This window comes from Paraburkholderia phenoliruptrix, from assembly GCF_902859825.1.
Taxonomy (GTDB): Bacteria; Pseudomonadota; Gammaproteobacteria; order Burkholderiales; family Burkholderiaceae; genus Paraburkholderia; species Paraburkholderia phenoliruptrix.
The window spans coordinates 116406-133956 of sequence record NZ_CADIKB010000013.1 but is presented as its reverse complement, the minus strand read 5'-3'; the positions used below and the strand labels follow the sequence as shown (position 1 = coordinate 133956).

Genomic DNA, 17551 nt, shown 5'->3' with positions numbered 1-17551 from the left:
AAGCACAGGGGCAGGGCGCACAGCTAACCTGCGCGTGTGCCTGTGAACGCCCAATTCTAGGGAAAGAGTCGCCAATCGAGTGTCAAGAATTGTCAATGCAGCCCGTTTTTTACCGATTATTCCGCGATAAAGCCGTTTTACAATTCACCCAGCTTTAATAATTATCAGAAGATAGCTTCCTAAATCGGTATTGTTATCCATTGCGAATTTTTATAATTGCAGTTAGTCTGCGAGGCGAATGAGTTCTAAAGGGGAGAACCGGAATGTCTCAATATGCAGACCTCAAGGCGCAGATCGCCAAATTGCAGGCACAAGCAGAAGAAGCCCGCCGCACGGAAATCGACAATGTGATAGCCGACATCCGCCAAAAAATCGCCGAATACGGCCTGACTGCCCAGGACCTCGGCTTTGCAGTCGCCGCCAAACGCGGGCGCCCGCCCAAGAAGGCGCCGCTGCCGGCTAAATACCAGGACCCGAAAACAGGTAATACCTGGAGCGGCCGCGGCAAACCTCCCAAGTGGATCGTCGGCAAGAACCGTGAACGCTTTTTGATTGGCGCGAGCTGAGTAGTTCGCAAGTGGGCGCGAAAGCGGATTGAAGGACGAGCGGGAGTCCGGGTTTAGCGGACTGTACTAATCGGACATGCAGGCGCATCCGCGTCGCCATTAAAAAAGCTGCATGGGCAAGGCGGCTTTTCTGTAAAAGAAGCGCGATAAGTCCGGCTTGCTGTTCGCGCAAACGATTCACAGGGAAAAAATGTCTGCGCGCGGTGCGCGAATCGGAAAGCGTATGCGGAGTGAACCCGTGTGTATCGCACCACGCCGCCGGCTTGTTTAAAGCGTCGCGCGCATAAGAGGCGGAAGAGGCGGCGCGGCGTTCGCCGCCCCTTGACCGCGCTCCACTGCCCTTAACCCACCGCGACCTGGCGAAGAATCGGGCGGCGCGTGGCTTCGATCAGCGCCGAATAGGCGTCCACGTAGTTTCGCGCCATCGTCTTCGAGCTGAAGCGGCGCTCGAACTGCGCCCGGATTTCCGCGCGCGACAGTTCATCCAGGCGTTGCAGCGCGGCCACCGCGCCCTGCACGTCCTCGACGATATAGCCGGTCACGCCATGGTCGATCACTTCCGGCACCGACCCGCGGTTGAATGCGATCACCGGCGTGCCGCACGCCATCGACTCGATCATGACGAGCCCAAACGGCTCGGACCAGTCGATCGGGAACAGCAGCGCCTTGGCGCCCGACAGAAACGCCGGCTTCTGCGCCTCGTTGATTTCGCCGACGAACTCCACGTGCGCTTGCGACAGCAGCGGCTCGATCTCGCGCTTGAAGTAATCCTGGTCGGCCTTGTCCACCTTGGCGGCGATCTTCAGCGGCAAACCGCTTTGCGCCGCGATCTTGATGGCGGTGTCCACGCGCTTTTCAGGACAAATACGGCCGAGGAACGCGAGGTATTCCGGCTTCTTGTCCGCCTGAGGCGTGAGCAACTGTTCCGGCAGACCGTGATAGATCGTGTTCAGAAAATTCGCCTGCGGCAACGGCACGCGCTGCGAATCCGAAATCGAGATGACCGGCGCGCCCGGGAACGCGTCGAACACCGGCTGGAGCTCCGGCAGATCGAGGCGGCCGTGCAGCGTGGTCACGAACGGCGTGTCCATGGTCGAGAACAGCGGGAACGGCATGTAGTCGAGATGGAAGTGCAGCACGTCGAACTCGTGCGCGACGCGGCGCACCTTTTCCATCATCAGGACATGGGGGGCCAGCGCGTCGCGAATCGTGGGGTCGAGCCGCAGCGCACGAGGCCAGCACGCGTCGAGCTTCGCGGACGTCACCGAGTCGCCGCTCGCAAACAGCGTGACGTCATGGCCTTCGTCGACCAAGGCTTCGGTCAGATAGGACACGACACGTTCGGTGCCACCGTACAGTTTCGGCGGGACGGCTTCATACAGTGGCGCAATTTGTGCGATTCGCATGCGTTTCTCCTGTTGGATACGGCTTCGCACGGCAGCGCTCGGGTCGAGCGGGGAGCGAATGCCTGACGGACGGTTGGGCGCGGTGAGCCGCCGCCCGGGGGTGCTCCGAACCTGCATCGGGTTATCCCTTAGCATCATTATCGGGATCGGCCGCGGCAATTCGAGTTATTTTTCAAACGCTTAATGTTGTTACAGCGCGAAACAGGGACCGTTACACGGGCCTTCGCAAGACGCGGAGGCCGCACGACGCGGGGCTTCGTCCGCTAGGCGGGCGATACGGAAAACGCCGCGCTTGTGAGCAGCAAGCGGCGCGCCCGCTTCACATCAATTCCGCTTCACACAAAATATTACGCAGTGGTGAAAACCCCTTATAATTCGGCTCACCGTTGCACGGTGCGACGCATGCGTTCGGAAAACTCACCGTTTGGTTCACCGACGCCGCCGGCTCGGGTCACCGCATAACCCGTCCCAGCGCGGACGCTGCGCAGTTCAATTCCCTCCCGCGAAGTCAACAATGTAGGAAAAACTCCTACACGAATGACGGATTAATCCGTCAAATAAGCTGGGTGTCTGTCCGATTTTGTTTCGCTCCCCCTTTCGAGACAATGCTTGCAAGACCAGAAACGAGCCGATTCGTGCGGTTAAAGTGCGCGCGTTCGAGCAAACGTTTCCGTAACGGCCTGACCAGCCAGATACACGCCGGGGGAATCATGAGCGCGACAAGCGATATGCTCAATGAGATCAGAGAAGTCAACCTGTCTTATCTCCTGCTCGCGCAGCGTCTGCTTCGCGAAGACAAGCCGATGGGCATGTTCCGCATGGGTATTTCGGATCAGCTAGCCGATGTGCTCGCCAATCTGTCGTTGGCGCAGACCGTCAAGCTTGCAGCGTCCAATCAGGTGTTGTGCCGTTTCCGTTTCGACGATCACGCCGTGCTGTCCGCGCTCGCAGACAAGGGCAAGTCGAGCGCCGTGGCCCAGGCGCATTCCGCGATTCTGATGGCAAGCCAGCCGGTCGAGCAGCTCGGCTGATGGTCCTTCGCGGTTCGAGCCAGGCAATCGGGACGGAGACGTAAGCAGGATGGCCTATAAAAGTGTGGTGCTCGAAGTCAAGGAAATTACCCTCGCCATCGAACTAATCGAACTGGGCGCGCGTCTGCAACTGCTCGAAGCGGAAACTAGCCTGTCGCGCGACCGGCTCATCAAGCTGTACAAGGAACTGAAGGGGGTTTCGCCACCCAAGGGCATGCTGCCGTTTTCGACCGACTGGTTCATGACGTGGCAGCCGAACTTCCATTCCTCGCTGTTCTACAACATCTACCGTTTCATGGCCGACCACGGCGGCTGCGCGACCATCCAGTCGATCGTGAAGAGCTACCGGCTCTACCTCGAGCACATGCAACTGCACGCCGACGAACCCGTGCTCAGCCTCACGCGTGCGTGGACGCTCGTGCGTTTCTTCGATTCGGGGATGCTGCAGATCACGCCCTGCTGCCGCTGCGGCGGGCATTTTGTCGCACACGCTCACGACCCGAAGCAGGGGTTCGTCTGCGGATTGTGCCAGCCGCCTTCGCGCGCCGGTAAGACAAAGAAAGTCGCCGACGCCCGCGCCCGCGAGAGCCTCGCCGCGCTCGACGCCTAGCGCGCCGGCCACTTTCCAGCCACCTCCCGCCCACCCGGCGGCCACCTTCCGGCCGAGCAGAAAACAGCTCTCTCCCCGCCCGGCGGGCGCTTCGGCCCGGTCCATCGCCGCGCCGCGCGGCGCGCAGTCGCCGTTTTCAGGCGGCGCCTGCGACAACACGCGCCTCTGGTTTACACCGGCGCGACAAGCCGCTTTTCCGTCAAAGTTTTCTGTTGCGTTGCCGTAAACCAGTTTAACGACGGTCACCGTCGCATCTTTGTGAGGGCTCGGCAGTGCTGATTTTCGTGGGAACACTCGTGACGCTTTTGTCCGTTTTCGGCGGTTACGCGCTGGAAGGCGGCCATCTCGGCGCGCTGTTGCAGCCCGTTGAAGTGCTGATGATCGTCGGCGCAGGCGTCGGCGCGTTCATCCTCGGCAATGGGATGAAGACGATCAAGGCAACGCTGCGCGTCATTCCGACCCTGTTCAAGGGCGCGAAGTACAACAAGGACGTGTACATGGAGCTGATGGCGCTCCTCTACGTCCTGCTCGCCAAGGCGCGCAAGGAAGGCACGCTGACGCTGGAGGCGGACATCGACGATCCGTCGAAGAGTCCGATCTTCACGCAGTACCCGAAGATTCTCGCCGATCACCACATCATCGAGTTTCTGACGGACTACCTGCGGCTCATGGTGGGCGGCAACATGAATGCGTTCGAGATCGAAAGCCTGATGGACGAGGAGATCGAAACGCATCACCAGGAAGGCGAAGCGCCCGCGCATGCGCTGACCAAGGTCGGCGACGCGATGCCGGCGTTCGGTATCGTGGCCGCGGTGATGGGCGTGGTGCACACCATGGCGTCGGCCGACAAGCCGCCCGCGGTGCTCGGCGAAATGATCGCGCAGGCGCTGGTCGGCACCTTCCTCGGCATTCTGCTTTCGTACGGGCTGATCGGGCCGCTCGCGAGCGTCGCCGAACAGCGCGTGACCGAGTCGACCAAGATGTTCCAGTGCATCAAGGTGACGATTCTCGCGAGCCTGAACGGCTATGCGCCCGCGATCGCCGTCGAGTTCGGCCGCAAGGTGCTGTTCTCGACCGAGCGTCCGTCGTTCGCCGAGCTCGAAGAGCACGTGCGCCGCGTGAAGGCCAAGTAAGGACGCCGGGACCGAACCGATGAGCAAGGACAAAGACCGCGCCATTGTCGTCAAGCGCTCCGCACCGAAGAAGTCCGGCCACCACGGCGGCGCCTGGAAGCTCGCGTATGCGGACTTCATGACCGCGATGATGGCGTTCTTCCTGCTGATGTGGTTGCTGAGCTCGGCGTCGTCGGCGCAGTTGAAGGGCATCGCGGATTACTTCAACCAGCCGTTGAAGATCACGCTGTGGGGCGGCGACCGCAGCGCGGAAGATTCGAGCATTCTCAAGGGCGGCGGCCGCGATATTTCGACCGACTCCCAGGGCGTGACGCGGACCAGCGACGGTTCGATCAATCGCTCGGATCGCACGGTCGCGCACGGCAGCGAAGACGCGATGAAGCAGTTGCAAGGCGAGCTGGAACGCCGCGAGCAGGTCCGCCTGCACGATCTGCAGGTGAAGCTGATGGCCGCGATCGAGGCGAATCCGGTGCTGCGGCAGTTCAAGCAGCAGATCCGCATCGACTCGACGCTGACGGGCTTGCGCATCGAGATCGTCGACTCGCAGAAGCGGCCCATGTTCGCAACGGCGAGAGATCAGGTGGAGCCGTACATGCGCGACATTCTGCGCGAGATCGGCCACACGCTGAACGATGTGCCGAACCGCATCATCGTGCAGGGACACACCGACGCCGTGCAGTACGCGGGCGGCGAGAAGGGCTACAGCAACTGGGAACTGTCCGCGGACCGCGCCAATGCGTCGCGCCGCGAGCTGATCGCCGGCGGCATGGACGAAGCGAAGGTGATGCGCGTGCTCGGTCTCGCGTCCACGCAGAACCTCAACAAGGCGGACCCGATGGATCCGGAAAACCGCCGCATCAGCATCATCGTGCTGAACAGGAAGTCGGAGGAGGCGCTCAATCATGACGACTCGACCACGACGACCTTGTCGGACGACGCAGCCGGCTCCAAGCCGCTGCTGCAAAGACTGGCGCCGCCCGTGACGGTCGCGCCGAAGGTGCCGGCGGCAGCGCCGGCGGCTCAGTAACAGGAAGACGGTCGCCCGGCCGTTCGCGCGCCAGAGCGGCGCGCACAGGGGGGCGATTCAAAGCATCAGTGCAGCGAGGTTTTCATGATCAGGCATATCCTGGCAATCGACGATTCGGCATCGATGCGGCAGATCCTTTCCGCGACGCTGACGGCGGCCGGCTATGAGGTGACGCTCGCGGCGGACGGCGCGGAGGGGCTCGAAAACGCGCTCGCCGTGCGGTTCGACCTGGTGCTCACCGATCAGCACATGCCGGGCAAGACGGGCCTCGATCTGATCGCCGAGCTGCGCGGCAATCCGGCTTACGCGGCGACGCCCATCCTCGTCCTCACGACGGAATCGGGCGACGCTTTCAAGGCTGCGGCGCGCGAAGCAGGCGCGACCGGCTGGATCGAAAAGCCGCTCGACCCCGATTTGCTGACCGAACTGGTGGCGGCGTTGGCCGAGCCAGATCACGCATAAGTATCAACCCACACAGGTTAGGAAGCTCTCGACGCTGCGGCAAGGTAGCCGAGGCCCAGACAGGAACTCTCGCGGTGACACAGGCATGACACTCGACATCACTCAGTTCTACCAGACGTTCTTCGACGAAGCGGACGAACTGCTCGCGCAGATGGAGCAGCTGCTGCTCAATCTGGACGTCGCCCATCCGGACCCGGAAGATCTCGCGGCGATTTTCCGCGCGGCGCATTCAATCAAGGGCGGCGCGGCGACCTTCGGCTTTACCGCGCTGACGGAGACGACCCACATCCTCGAATCGCTGCTCGATCGTGCGCGCAACAACGAACTCGTGCTGCGCAAGGACATGATCGACACGTTCCTGGAAACCAAGGACGTGTTGTCCGGCCAGCTCGCCGATTACCGCGCGAGCGCCGAACCCGACACCGCCGTCGCTAAGGCGATCTGCGCGAAGCTCGAGCAGCTGCATGCCGAAAGCCGCGGCGTTGCCGCACCGGCACCGGCACCGGCCGCGGCCGAGGCGCCGCAGGCAGCGGTTGCCGCGCCCGTCGAGGAACTCGCAGTGGTGGAAGAAGGTAACCCCCCCGCGCACGTCGTCGATCAGGCGGTGCAGGCGGCGGGCGAATGGAATAACGGCGAACCGGCAGAGACCGGCGGTGCCGAAGGAGTCGGCGACGCGGACGACGCCGCCGGTCCGCATCTGAAAATTACGCTACGGGGCGTTGATGCGAAGGACCAGGAACTGCTTGCCGAAGAGCTGGGCAACCTGGGCAACATCGTCGGGCAGGTCAAGAGCGGCGGCGATCTGACGCTGTGGCTTCAGACCGACGTTCCGTCCGACGACATCATCGCCGTGTGCTGCTTCGTGATCGACGAAAGTCAGATCTCGATCGGCCGCGGAACCGCACCGGCGGACGGTGCTCAGCAAGGCGAACCTGGAACGCCCGACGCTGAGCCTTCGTCCCCGGCGCAAGCAGCACCGGCGGCTTCGGCCGCCACTCATACCGAGGCGCCGGCCGCGCCCGCACAAGCGGCGGCGCCGGCGCCGGGCACTGCCGAGCCCGCGAAGGCCGCGGCGCCTGCTGCGGCAGCGGCTGCGGCAAGCGCACCGGCGGCAGCGCCGGCCGCATCGGCGGGATCTGCGGCAGCGGAGGCCGAACGCAAGGCCGCGCGTCCGGCAGCGGCTGCGGGCGGCGCGGAAGGCAGCTCGATTCGCGTCGGCGTCGAAAAGGTCGATCAGCTGATCAACCTCGTCGGCGAACTGGTGATCACGCAGGCCATGCTGGCGGAAACCACCAGCACGTTCGACCCGGCGCTGCACGACCGGCTCTTTAACGGCATGGCGCAGCTCGAGCGCAACGCGCGCGATCTGCAGGAAGCCGTCATGTCGATCCGCATGATGCCGATGGATTACGTGTTCAGCCGCTTCCCGCGCCTCGTGCGCGATCTGGCGGCGAAGCTCGGCAAGGAAGTGGAACTCGTCACCTTCGGTCAGGCGACCGAACTCGACAAGAGCCTGATCGAGCGGATCATCGACCCGCTGACTCACCTCGTGCGCAACAGTCTCGACCACGGCATCGAAACCGTGGAAGCGCGGCGCGCGGCGGGCAAGGACGCGACCGGCCAGCTGGTTCTCTCGGCGGCACATCATGGCGGCAACATCGTCATCGAAGTGAGCGACGACGGCGCCGGCCTGCGCCGCGACAAGATTCTCGCGAAGGCGGCCAAGCAGGGCATGCAGGTCAGCGAAAGCATGACCGACGACGAAGTCTGGAACCTCATCTTCCTGCCGGGCTTTTCGACGGCGGAGCAGGTCACGGACGTGTCGGGCCGCGGCGTGGGCATGGACGTCGTGAAGCGCAACATCCAGTCGATGGGCGGTCACGTCGAAATCACCTCGCAGGCAGGCAAGGGCAGCACGACGCGCATCATTCTGCCGCTCACGCTGGCGATTCTGGACGGCATGTCCGTCAAGGTCGGCAACGAGATCTTCATTCTGCCGCTGAACTTCGTGATGGAGTCGCTGCAGCCGCAAGCCGAGGACATCTACACGGTCGCCAACGGCGAGCGCGTGGTGCGCGTGCGCGGCGAATATCTGCCGCTCGTCGCGCTGCACGAAGTGTTCAACGTGGCGGACGCGAAGCAGGAGCCGACTCAAGGCATCGTCACCATCATGCAGACCGAGGGGCGCCGCTTTGCGATGCTGATCGACGAGCTGGTGGGGCAGCAGCAGGTCGTCGTGAAGAACCTGGAAACCAATTACCGCAAGGTGCACGGCATTTCCGCCGCGACCATTCTCGGCGACGGCAGCGTCGCGCTGATCGTGGACGTGGCGGCGCTGAACCGCGAGTCGCGCAACGCGCACGGCGCAATGAGCCTCGCATGATGTGCGCGGCATTCGCAGCAACACTTATTCAACCTGATTTATCCCAACCGTTTGGGGGCTAACGTGGCAGAAGTTCAATCCATCAATTCGAGCGTCGCGAACGCGACGAATGGTCGCCGCGACGCGCAGCAGGCCGACGCCGGCGGTCAGGAATTCCTCGTCTTCACGCTCGGCGCCGAAGAGTACGGCATCGACATTCTCAAGGTGCAGGAAATCCGCGGCTACGACAACGTGACGCGCATCGCCAATGCGCCCGAGTTCATCAAGGGCGTGATCAATCTGCGCGGCATCATCGTGCCGATCGTCGACATGCGCATCAAGTTCCATCTTGGCCGCGTCGAGTACGACCACCAGACCGTGGTGATCATCCTGAACGTCGCGCATCGCGTGGTGGGCATGGTGGTGGACGGCGTGTCCGACGTGTTGACGCTCGCCGTCGACCAGATCATGCCGGCGCCGGAATTCGGCGCGACGCTGACGACCGAGTACCTGACGGGCCTCGGCACGGTCGACGGCCGCATGCTGATTCTGATGGACATCGAAAAGCTGATGACGAGCCGCGAAATGGCGCTCATCGAAACGCTCGGCGTGTAACGGCCGCGGCGTTCAAAAGTTTGAAACAGGGAGCACTGAGATGCTAAGCAGGTGGTCGATTCGCACATCGCTCACGCTAGTGGGGATCATTCTCGTCGCGCTGACCATGGTGGTCGGCGTGCTTGGGCTGACGGCGCTCGGCAGCGCAAGCCGTTCGCTCGACCGTATTGCGCGCGGCGATCTGGTGGCGATTCACGCGCTCGACGACGCTTCGGCTCATCTGCTGCGCTCGCGCATCTCGCTCGACCGTGTCACCGCGCTCACCGCGGCAGGCGACACGGAAACGGCGAAGAAGGTGCTGGATCGCGCAGTCGAGCTGTACGGCTTCAGCAACAAGAACTGGCAGACCTATCTGGACGCGCCGAAGGTCGGCGTCGACCAGGCGAAGATGGACGAGCTCGTCGCGCTGCGCACGACGCTCGTGCGCGACGGCGTCGAGCCCGAATTCGCGGCGCTGCGCGCCAACGATCTCGCGGCCTATCACGACATTGCCGACAAGAAGATCAGCCCGATGTTCGTGGCGTATGACAACGTGGCGGCGGCGGTGGTGAAGAGCCTGCAGCAACAGGCTGTCGACCAGCAGGCAGACGCGCAGTCCAACATCTCGCTGATGACCACGCTGATCATCGCGTTCACCGCGCTCTCGCTGCTGCTCGTGGTCGGCCTGCGCTTCGCGCTGCGCGGCCTGATCGTTCAGCCGCTCACAGACGCAACCGAATGCTTCGAGCGGATCGCCGCAGGCGATCTCTCGGAAACGATCGAAGTGCGAAGCCGCAACGAAATCGGCCGCCTCTTCGCCGGCATCAAGCGGATGCAGGAAAGCATGGCGTCGATGGTCACGGCGGTTCGCAGCAGCACCGAGTCGATCGACACCGGCGCGCGCGAAATCGCGATGGGCAACACGGACCTGTCGCAGCGCACCGAACAGCAGGCCGCTTCGCTGCAGCAGACCGCGCAGAGCATGGAGCAGCTCACGGGCACCGTGCGGCAGAACGCCGAGAACGCGCGCCAGGCGAGCCAGCTTGCCGTGAATGCATCCGATATCGCGACGCGCGGCGGCGACGTGGTGAGCCAGGTCGTCACGACGATGCAGGATATTGCGAGCAGCTCGAGCAAGGTCGTCGACATTATCGGCGTGATCGAGGGCATTGCGTTCCAGACCAACATTCTGGCGCTCAACGCGGCGGTGGAAGCGGCGCGCGCCGGCGAACAGGGCCGCGGCTTCGCGGTCGTGGCGGGCGAAGTGCGCAGCCTCGCGCAACGCAGCGCGAGCGCCGCCAAGGAAATCAAGGAACTGATCGGCGACTCCGCCGACAAGGTGCAAAGCGGCTCGGCGCTCGTCGGACGCGCGGGCACCACGATGGACGAGATCGTGCAGGCCGTGCGCCGCGTGACCGACATCATGGGCGAGATCAGCGCGGCTTCCGAGGAGCAATCCGGCGGCATCGAGCAGGTCAATCGCGCCGTCGTGCAGATGGACGAAGTGACGCAACAGAACGCCGCGCTCGTCGAAGAAGCCGCAGCGGCTGCGGCGTCGCTCGAAGACCAAACGCGCCAGTTGCAAGAGGTGCTGAGCGGCTGGAAGGTGGCAAGCCATGCGGCGCGCGGTTTGAGTGCGGCGAGCGCGCCGGTCGTACCCCAAGTGAAGGCGCGCACGAGCGTCGGCAGCAGCAAGCCTGCGGCGAAGGCCGCACCGCGTGCCCCGAAGGCGGCAGCGAGCGCGCCGGCGGCTCATGCGTCGACGGCGAATGCAACGGCCAGCGCAGCGGCGCATGCAGCCGCCGCAACGAGCGCTGCGCCGGCCGTGGGCAACCCCGAAGCAGGCACCGGGCGCGTCGAACCGGCGCTCAAGCCGAAGGCGCCGCGCGCGGCCGCCGAGCCGGTTGCACGTCCGGCAGCGGCGAGCGTGAGCTCGGCCGGTTCGGACGCGGACTGGGAAACCTTTTAAACATGACGATGAAACATGCAGTCATTCGACATCTCGCGCCATGCGGCGCGAATCATCGAAGCACGCTTTCAACGCGTGTCGCGGGCCGGCTGCATGGTGATGGAACGTGCGGGCGGGCGCGACCCCGCGGAAAACATTCCTTGCTCGCGGGCGTTTCCGTCGGGCAGGCGTGATGGCTCGTATCGCAGGCAGGAACTTTCATGATGGCAACGCGCGCACAGCAACGCACCGACCGTGCGGACCCGATCCGATCTAGTGAACAGGGGCGTGATTTCGAATTCACCTCCGCGGATTTCACTCGCATTCGCGAACTGATTCACCGCAGCGCCGGCATTTCCCTGTCCGATCACAAGCGCGACATGGCGTACAGCCGCCTCGCGCGTCGCCTGCGCGCCCGCGGCCTCGACTCGTTCAGGCAGTATCTCGATCTGCTCGAAGCGGAAAACGATCCGGCCGAGTGGGAAGCCTTCACCAATGCGCTGACCACCAATCTGACCGCGTTCTTTCGCGAGGCGCATCACTTTCCGATTCTCGCGGACTTCGTGACGCGCCGCGCGCAACCGGTGTCCGTGTGGTGCTCGGCGGCCTCGACCGGCGAAGAGCCGTACTCGATCGCGATGACGCTGATCGAAGCGCTCGGCGAAAGCGGCGCACGCCAGGCGACGGTGCTCGCCACCGACATCGACACCCAGGTGCTCGCCAAGGCCGAGGCCGGCATGTATCAGTTCGACCAGGTGAAGCATCTCTCGCCCGAGCGGCTCAAGCGCTTCTTCCTGAAGGGCACCGGCCCGCACGCCGGCATGGTGAAGGTGCGCCCGCAAGTGCGCGCCATGGTGCGTTTCGAGCAGTTGAACCTCACTGACCGCGATTACCAGCTGCGCACGCAGTTCGACGCGATCTTCTGCCGCAACGTGATGATCTACTTCGACAAGCCGACGCAAGCGCAAGTGCTCACGCGCTTCGAGCCGCTGATGAAGTCGGGCGGCCTGCTGTTCGCCGGTCACTCGGAAAACTTCACGTATGTCACGCAGGCATTCAGGCTGCGCGGCCAGACCGTCTACGAACTGACGCGCGACGTGGCCGGTGCCCGTGCGCCGGCCCGTACGGCGACGGCGGCGAGCGCATCGACGAGCGGGGTGACGGTATGAGCAGCGCCTTGCCGATCGCCACCAATCTTTACTACGACAACCACTTCCAACGCCCCGGTGTGAAGCTGCTGCCGAACGAGTTCTACACCACGCACGAGGACATGGTGCTCGTGACCGTGCTCGGCTCGTGCGTCGCGGCCTGTATCCAGGACCGCACCGCGGGCATCGGCGGCATGAATCACTTCATGTTGCCCGACGACGGCGCCGAAGTCGGCCAGCCGGCATCCGATTCGATGCGCTACGGCGCCTACGCGATGGAAGTGCTGATCAACGAACTCATCAAGGCCGGCGGCCGGCGCGAGCGTTTCGAAGCGAAAGTGTTCGGCGGCGGCGCGGTGCTCGCGGGCATGACGACCATCAACATCGGCGATCGCAATTCGGAATTCGTGCGCCGCTATCTGGCGCTCGAAAAGATCCGCATCGTCGCGGAAGATTTGCAGGGCTCGCACCCGCGCAAGGTCGCGTTCATGCCGCGCACCGGCCAGGTGATGGTGAAAAAGCTGCGTTTGCAGCAGGATCCGGGCGTCGCCGAGCGCGAACAGGCGCTTGTGCGCCAGACCGCCGAAGCGCGCGCCGAGCGGCTCGCCGCAGCCAGAAAGCGGGTCGAACTGTTCGCCGCACCTGCGGCCGCGCGCCCCAAGATCGAACTGTTCGGCGCGGCTGCCGGCGCAGCAAGGCCGAAAGTCGAACTGTTCGGCTCGACCCCGCGCCCCATCAATTCAAACAACGCCAGAACCGCAGAGGAGGCGTGAGCGCTGTGCACAAGATCAAAGTACTGTGTGTCGACGATTCGGCGCTGATCCGCAGCCTGATGACCGAGATCATCAACGGCCAGCCGGACATGACCGTCGTCGCGACCGCGCCCGACCCGCTCGTCGCGCGCGAGCTCATCAAGCAGCACAACCCGGACGTGTTGACGCTCGACGTGGAAATGCCGCGCATGGACGGTCTCGACTTTCTCGAGAAGCTGATGCGCCTGCGGCCCATGCCGGTCGTGATGGTGTCGTCGCTGACCGAGCGCGGCAATGAAATCACGCTGCGCGCGCTGGAACTTGGCGCGGTCGACTTCGTCACGAAGCCGAAGGTCGGCATTCGCGACGGCATGCTCGACTACGCGGAAAAGCTCGCCGACAAGATTCGCGCCGCGGCGCGCGCGCGCGTGCGCCAGGCGGCGCCTGCGCATCACGCGCCCGCTGCCGGCGCGCATGCGCCGGTGAGCGCGGCGCCGCTCTTTAACAATCCGCTCGTCAGTACGGAGAAGCTGATCATCGTCGGGGCGTCGACGGGCGGTACCGAAGCTATCCGCGAAGTGCTCGTCCCGCTGCCGCCGGACGCGCCCGCGGTGCTGATCGCGCAGCATATGCCGCCGGGTTTCACAAAATCTTTTGCGCAACGCCTCAATGGTTTGTGCCGGATTACCGTTAAAGAAGCTGAGCACGGCGAACGCGTGCTGCCGGGACATGCGTATATCGCGCCCGGCCACGCTCACCTGCTGCTTGCCCGCAGCGGCGCGAACTACATCGCGCATCTGTCGGACGACCCGCCGGTGAACCGGCATCGTCCTTCGGTGGATGTGCTGTTCCGCTCGGCCGCGCAGCACGCGGGCAAGAACGCGGTCGGAGTGATCCTGACCGGAATGGGGCGCGACGGCGCCGCGGGTCTGCTGGAAATGAAAAAGGCTGGGGCTTATACGCTGGCGCAGGACGAGGCGAGCTGTATCGTGTTCGGCATGCCGCGCGAGGCGATTGCGCTGGGCGCGGCCGACGAAATCGCGTCGCTGCCGGACATGAGCCGGCGCGTGATGGCGCGTCTTGCGTCGATGGGCGATCGCGTTCAGCGGGTATGATGCGCCGTCTGGATTGAAGCGGTCATACGCCGCACCGTGAATCAAGTAAAGGGAATCAAATGGATAAGGCAATGAAGTTTCTGGTAGTGGACGATTTTCCGACGATGCGCCGGATCGTTCGCAACCTCCTCAAAGAGCTGGGCTACGGCAACGTCGACGAAGCCGAAGATGGCCAGGCCGGCCTCGCGCGTCTGCGCGGCGGCACCTACGACTTCGTGATCTCCGACTGGAACATGCCGAACCTCGACGGTCTCGCGATGCTCAAGGAAATCCGCGCCGACGCCAATCTCAAGCACTTGCCGGTGCTGATGGTGACGGCCGAGTCGAAGAAGGAAAACATTATCGCGGCGGCTCAGGCGGGCGCGAGCGGTTATGTCGTGAAGCCGTTCACGGCTGCGACGCTGGACGAGAAGCTCAACAAGATTCTCGAGAAGATGGCCAAGACCGGGAGCTGATGTGAACCTGCCCACCAATGCGCCTAGCGCCGAAGCGGTCAACGAGAGCGGCGACTTCGCGTCAGACCGCATTCTCGCCCGCATTGGACAACTGACACGCACGCTGCGTGATTCGATGCGCGAGCTCGGGCTCGACAAGCACGTCGAGCGCGCGGCCGAAGCCGTACCCGACGCACGCGACCGTCTCAAGTACATCGCGAACATGACCGAGCAGGCCGCCGAGCGCGTGCTTTCCTCGATCGACATCGCGAAGCCGATTCAGGAACAGTTGCAAAAAGACGCCGGCGAACTCGACGCGCGTTGGGAGCAGTGGTACGCGGCGCCGATCGAACGCGCGGAAGTGCGCGCGCTGATGAACGACACGCGCGAGTTCCTGCGCGGCGTGCCCGAGGCGACCACCGCGACCAACTCGCAGCTCATGGAGATCATGCTGGCGCAGGATTTCCAGGATCTGACCGGCCAGGTGATCAAGAAGATCACCGACGTCGTGTATCTGATCGAGCAGCAATTGCTCGGGGTGCTGGTCGAGAACATCGCGCTCGAGCGGCGCGAGCAGTTCGCGGCGCACGCCGCCGCGCTCGTCGCGGAAGTGTCGCCGACCGGCAGCCCCGAGCATCTGCTGAACGGCCCGCAGATCAATCCGGAAGGCAAAACGGACGTCATGCAGGATCAATCGCAGGTCGACGATCTGCTCGCCAGCCTCGGTTTCTGAGCGGCCCTTTAGCGGCTCTTTAGCGGCCCGCGCCCTCGCGGCGCGCGGCCCAACCCGTGTACATAGCAAGTCGCGCTCCCGGGCGGCACGCTGTCTATGGACACAAACCGCAGGCATACTACGAGGTCGAAGAGCGGCGCGGAACCCAGGTGAACGCTATCACCGGGGCTTGCAGAACGAGGTTTTCCTCCAGATGCGGCCCCATCCGTGTCCTATGATTGGCCTACATGCAGCCGGTCCGCGGGAGAGTGCGCGCCGGCCAGCAGCCAGGGAGGAAATTCGTTATGTGGAGTCATGTACGCCGCGCCGGTCGGGTTACGGCGCTTGTGTTGCCTTTTGTCCTGCCCGGTTCGTTTTCCGCCGTGCAGTCCGCTCATGCGGCGCTCGGCGGCGCCCCGATGACGCCTCCCGCGGACGCGTCGGTCTCGTCCCGCACCATGCATCCTTCGAGCGCCGTCGTGCGCTCGGCCTCGGGTGCAGCTTCTTCCGCTTCCGCTACGGCGTCGTACACCGTTCGTGAAACCACGCTCGGCAACGGCACGGTGGTGCGCGAATACGTGGCCGCCGACGGCACCGTCTTCGGCATCGCGTGGAACGGCCCGCAAATGCCTGATCTGAATGAGATGCTCGGCAGTTACTTTCCGCAGTACGTCGCAGGCGTGAAGGCCGCGCGTGCGGCGCGCGGCGGCGCACGTGGACCGGTCGCGGTCGATCAGAGCAGCCTCGTCGTGCAGTCCGGCGGCCATATGGGCGCCTTCTCCGGCCGCGCATGGCTGCCGCCCGCGCTGCCTGCCGGCGTCAGCGGCACCGACATCCAGTAACGGCGAGGACGAACGATGCAAACCATGCTCATGGCAAAGAAACTCAAGGACTGGACGCGGGTTGCGGTAACGGTCGTGCTCGTCTCCGCGCTTGCCGCGTGCGGCGGGGGTGGCGGCGGTGACAGCGGCAGCTCCGGTTCCAGCAGCGGCTCGACTGGCGGTTCGACGGGCGGCTCCAGCGGCGGCACGTCGACGAGCGGCTTGCCGGCCAGCCCGACGCAGCAGCCGATTGCGGCGAACGCGGCCAACACGGTGGCGATCTCGGTGAACCGCGGCGTCACGGGTGTGATCAACATTCCCACGATCAGCGTGACGGTGTGTGTGCCTAACACGACTACATGCCAGACCATCAACAACATTCAGGTCGACACGGGTTCGTTCGGACTGCGCATCGCCAACGCGGCGTTGAATTCGACCATGCAGGGCGCGTTGCCCGTCAGCTCCATCTCTGGTGGTAGTCCGCTCGGCGAATGCGCCACTTTCGCCGACGGCTATACGTGGGGCAGCGTGCGCACGGCGACTGTAACGATCGGTGGTGAAACGACCACAGCGGCAGTTCCGGTGCAGATCATTGGCGACACGGCGGCGGGCACCACGGCGCCCACCGGTTGCGGCAGCGGCGCGGCGGAGAATACGCCGAGCGATCTGGGCGCGAACGGCATCATCGGCATCGGGACGGCGCTCTACGATTGCGGCTCGACCTGCGCGAACGCGTCGACCGCGGCGACCTACAGCAACTACTTCTCGTGCCCGGGCGGCACCTCGTGCACCCGCGCGACGGTTCCGCTCGCGAGCCAGGTCGCCAATCCGGTCGCGAAGTTCCCGGTCGACAACAACGGCGTGATCGTGCAAATGCCGCCCATCAGCAATAACGGGCAGGCTTCGGCCACGGGCACACTGGTGTTCGGCATCGGCACGCAGTCCAACAATGGGCTCGGCTCCGCGCAGGTTCTGACCACCGACGCCTACGGCGATCTGACCGGCAGCGTCTTCAACGGCAGCACCACGACGGCGTTCCTGGATTCGGGCTCGAACGGCTATTTCTTCAACGACAGCTCGCTCACGCTGTGCGGCAGCAGCTTCCCGGGCTTCTATTGCCCATCCTCCGCGCAGACCCGCTCCATCACGCTGGTCGGTGCGAACGCCGCCCAGGCGACGGCGAGCATCGGCATCCTGAGTGCGTCGACGCTCTTTAACAGCGGCACCAACTACGCGTTCAACGACCTCGCGGGCCAGTTGGGCGGCCTCGCCGCGTTCGACCTGGGCTTGCCGTTCTTCTACGGACGCCACGTCTATCACGGCTTCGACCTGAAATCGAACGGCGGCACCCAGGCGCCTTTCGTTGCCTACGCAAGCTGATCCGGCGCGACGCACCGCCTGATCGCCAGCCACGACGCCCGCGCGAAGCA

At 64.2% G+C, this 17551-nt stretch carries 17 protein-coding genes; 16 read left to right on the top strand and 1 reads right to left on the bottom strand.

The window, feature by feature from the left end; genetic code table 11:
• Positions 1-263 precede the first annotated feature (263 nt).
• Positions 264-566 carry an H-NS histone family protein gene (locus tag HV711_RS15920; RefSeq protein ID WP_006050891.1) on the top strand — a complete coding sequence of 101 codons (303 nt, stop codon included), beginning with the start codon at positions 264-266 and terminating at the stop codon, positions 564-566.
• 341 nt (positions 567-907) lie between these two features.
• On the opposite strand, the gene HV711_RS15915 is transcribed toward HV711_RS15920, so the two are convergent.
• Complete coding sequence (locus HV711_RS15915) at positions 908-1972, bottom strand: glycosyltransferase family 4 protein (protein ID WP_013589959.1); 1065 nt, start codon at positions 1970-1972, stop codon at positions 908-910.
• Between the two features lie 710 nt (positions 1973-2682).
• Between HV711_RS15915 and flhD the strand changes: the two genes are divergently transcribed.
• From flhD to HV711_RS15840, 15 genes are all read left to right on the top strand, one after another.
• Positions 2683-3003 carry a flagellar transcriptional regulator FlhD gene (gene flhD, locus HV711_RS15910; RefSeq protein ID WP_013589958.1) on the top strand — a complete coding sequence of 107 codons (321 nt, stop codon included), beginning with the start codon at positions 2683-2685 and terminating at the stop codon, positions 3001-3003.
• Between the two features lie 49 nt (positions 3004-3052).
• Positions 3053-3613 (top strand): flagellar transcriptional regulator FlhC, encoded by a 561-nt coding sequence (flhC, locus tag HV711_RS15905; protein WP_013589957.1) that lies wholly within the window; start codon positions 3053-3055, stop codon positions 3611-3613.
• A 272-nt stretch (positions 3614-3885) separates the two neighbouring features.
• On the top strand, positions 3886-4746 hold the full coding sequence (gene motA, locus HV711_RS15900; protein WP_013340867.1) for a flagellar motor stator protein MotA: 861 nt from the start codon (positions 3886-3888) through the stop codon (positions 4744-4746).
• Between the two features lie 19 nt (positions 4747-4765).
• Positions 4766-5773 carry a flagellar motor protein MotB gene (gene motB, locus HV711_RS15895; protein ID WP_013589956.1) on the top strand — a complete coding sequence of 336 codons (1008 nt, stop codon included), beginning with the start codon at positions 4766-4768 and terminating at the stop codon, positions 5771-5773.
• 84 nt (positions 5774-5857) lie between these two features.
• Positions 5858-6235 (top strand): response regulator, encoded by a 378-nt coding sequence (locus tag HV711_RS15890; RefSeq protein WP_013589955.1) that lies wholly within the window; start codon positions 5858-5860, stop codon positions 6233-6235.
• A gap of 85 nt (positions 6236-6320) precedes the next feature.
• Positions 6321-8618, top strand: a complete 2298-nt coding sequence (gene cheA, locus HV711_RS15885) for a chemotaxis protein CheA (protein WP_035476266.1) — start codon at positions 6321-6323, stop codon at positions 8616-8618.
• A gap of 63 nt (positions 8619-8681) precedes the next feature.
• Positions 8682-9212: a chemotaxis protein CheW gene (locus HV711_RS15880; protein WP_006050900.1), complete on the top strand. Its 531-nt coding sequence runs from the start codon at positions 8682-8684 to the stop codon at positions 9210-9212.
• 40 nt (positions 9213-9252) lie between these two features.
• A complete protein-coding gene (locus HV711_RS15875) occupies positions 9253-11160 on the top strand; it encodes a methyl-accepting chemotaxis protein (RefSeq protein ID WP_035476268.1) in 1908 nt (635 codons plus the stop codon).
• 200 nt (positions 11161-11360) lie between these two features.
• Positions 11361-12308 (top strand): CheR family methyltransferase, encoded by a 948-nt coding sequence (locus HV711_RS15870; RefSeq protein ID WP_015004016.1) that lies wholly within the window; start codon positions 11361-11363, stop codon positions 12306-12308.
• Complete coding sequence (gene cheD, locus HV711_RS15865) at positions 12305-13060, top strand: chemoreceptor glutamine deamidase CheD (protein WP_013589951.1); 756 nt, start codon at positions 12305-12307, stop codon at positions 13058-13060. The genes HV711_RS15870 and cheD overlap by 4 nt, the downstream gene beginning before the upstream one ends.
• A gap of 5 nt (positions 13061-13065) precedes the next feature.
• Positions 13066-14154, top strand: a complete 1089-nt coding sequence (locus tag HV711_RS15860; protein ID WP_035476308.1) for a protein-glutamate methylesterase/protein-glutamine glutaminase — start codon at positions 13066-13068, stop codon at positions 14152-14154.
• A 59-nt stretch (positions 14155-14213) separates the two neighbouring features.
• Entirely contained in the window at positions 14214-14609 is a 396-nt protein-coding gene (gene cheY / locus HV711_RS15855; protein WP_006050905.1) for a chemotaxis response regulator CheY, read from the top strand.
• A 1-nt stretch (position 14610) separates the two neighbouring features.
• Positions 14611-15321 (top strand): protein phosphatase CheZ, encoded by a 711-nt coding sequence (gene cheZ / locus HV711_RS15850; RefSeq protein WP_013589949.1) that lies wholly within the window; start codon positions 14611-14613, stop codon positions 15319-15321.
• 284 nt (positions 15322-15605) lie between these two features.
• Positions 15606-16142 carry a DUF2844 domain-containing protein gene (locus HV711_RS15845; protein WP_013589948.1) on the top strand — a complete coding sequence of 179 codons (537 nt, stop codon included), beginning with the start codon at positions 15606-15608 and terminating at the stop codon, positions 16140-16142.
• A gap of 15 nt (positions 16143-16157) precedes the next feature.
• On the top strand, positions 16158-17501 hold the full coding sequence (locus HV711_RS15840) for a DUF3443 domain-containing protein (RefSeq protein ID WP_035476270.1): 1344 nt from the start codon (positions 16158-16160) through the stop codon (positions 17499-17501).
• Positions 17502-17551 lie beyond the last annotated feature (50 nt).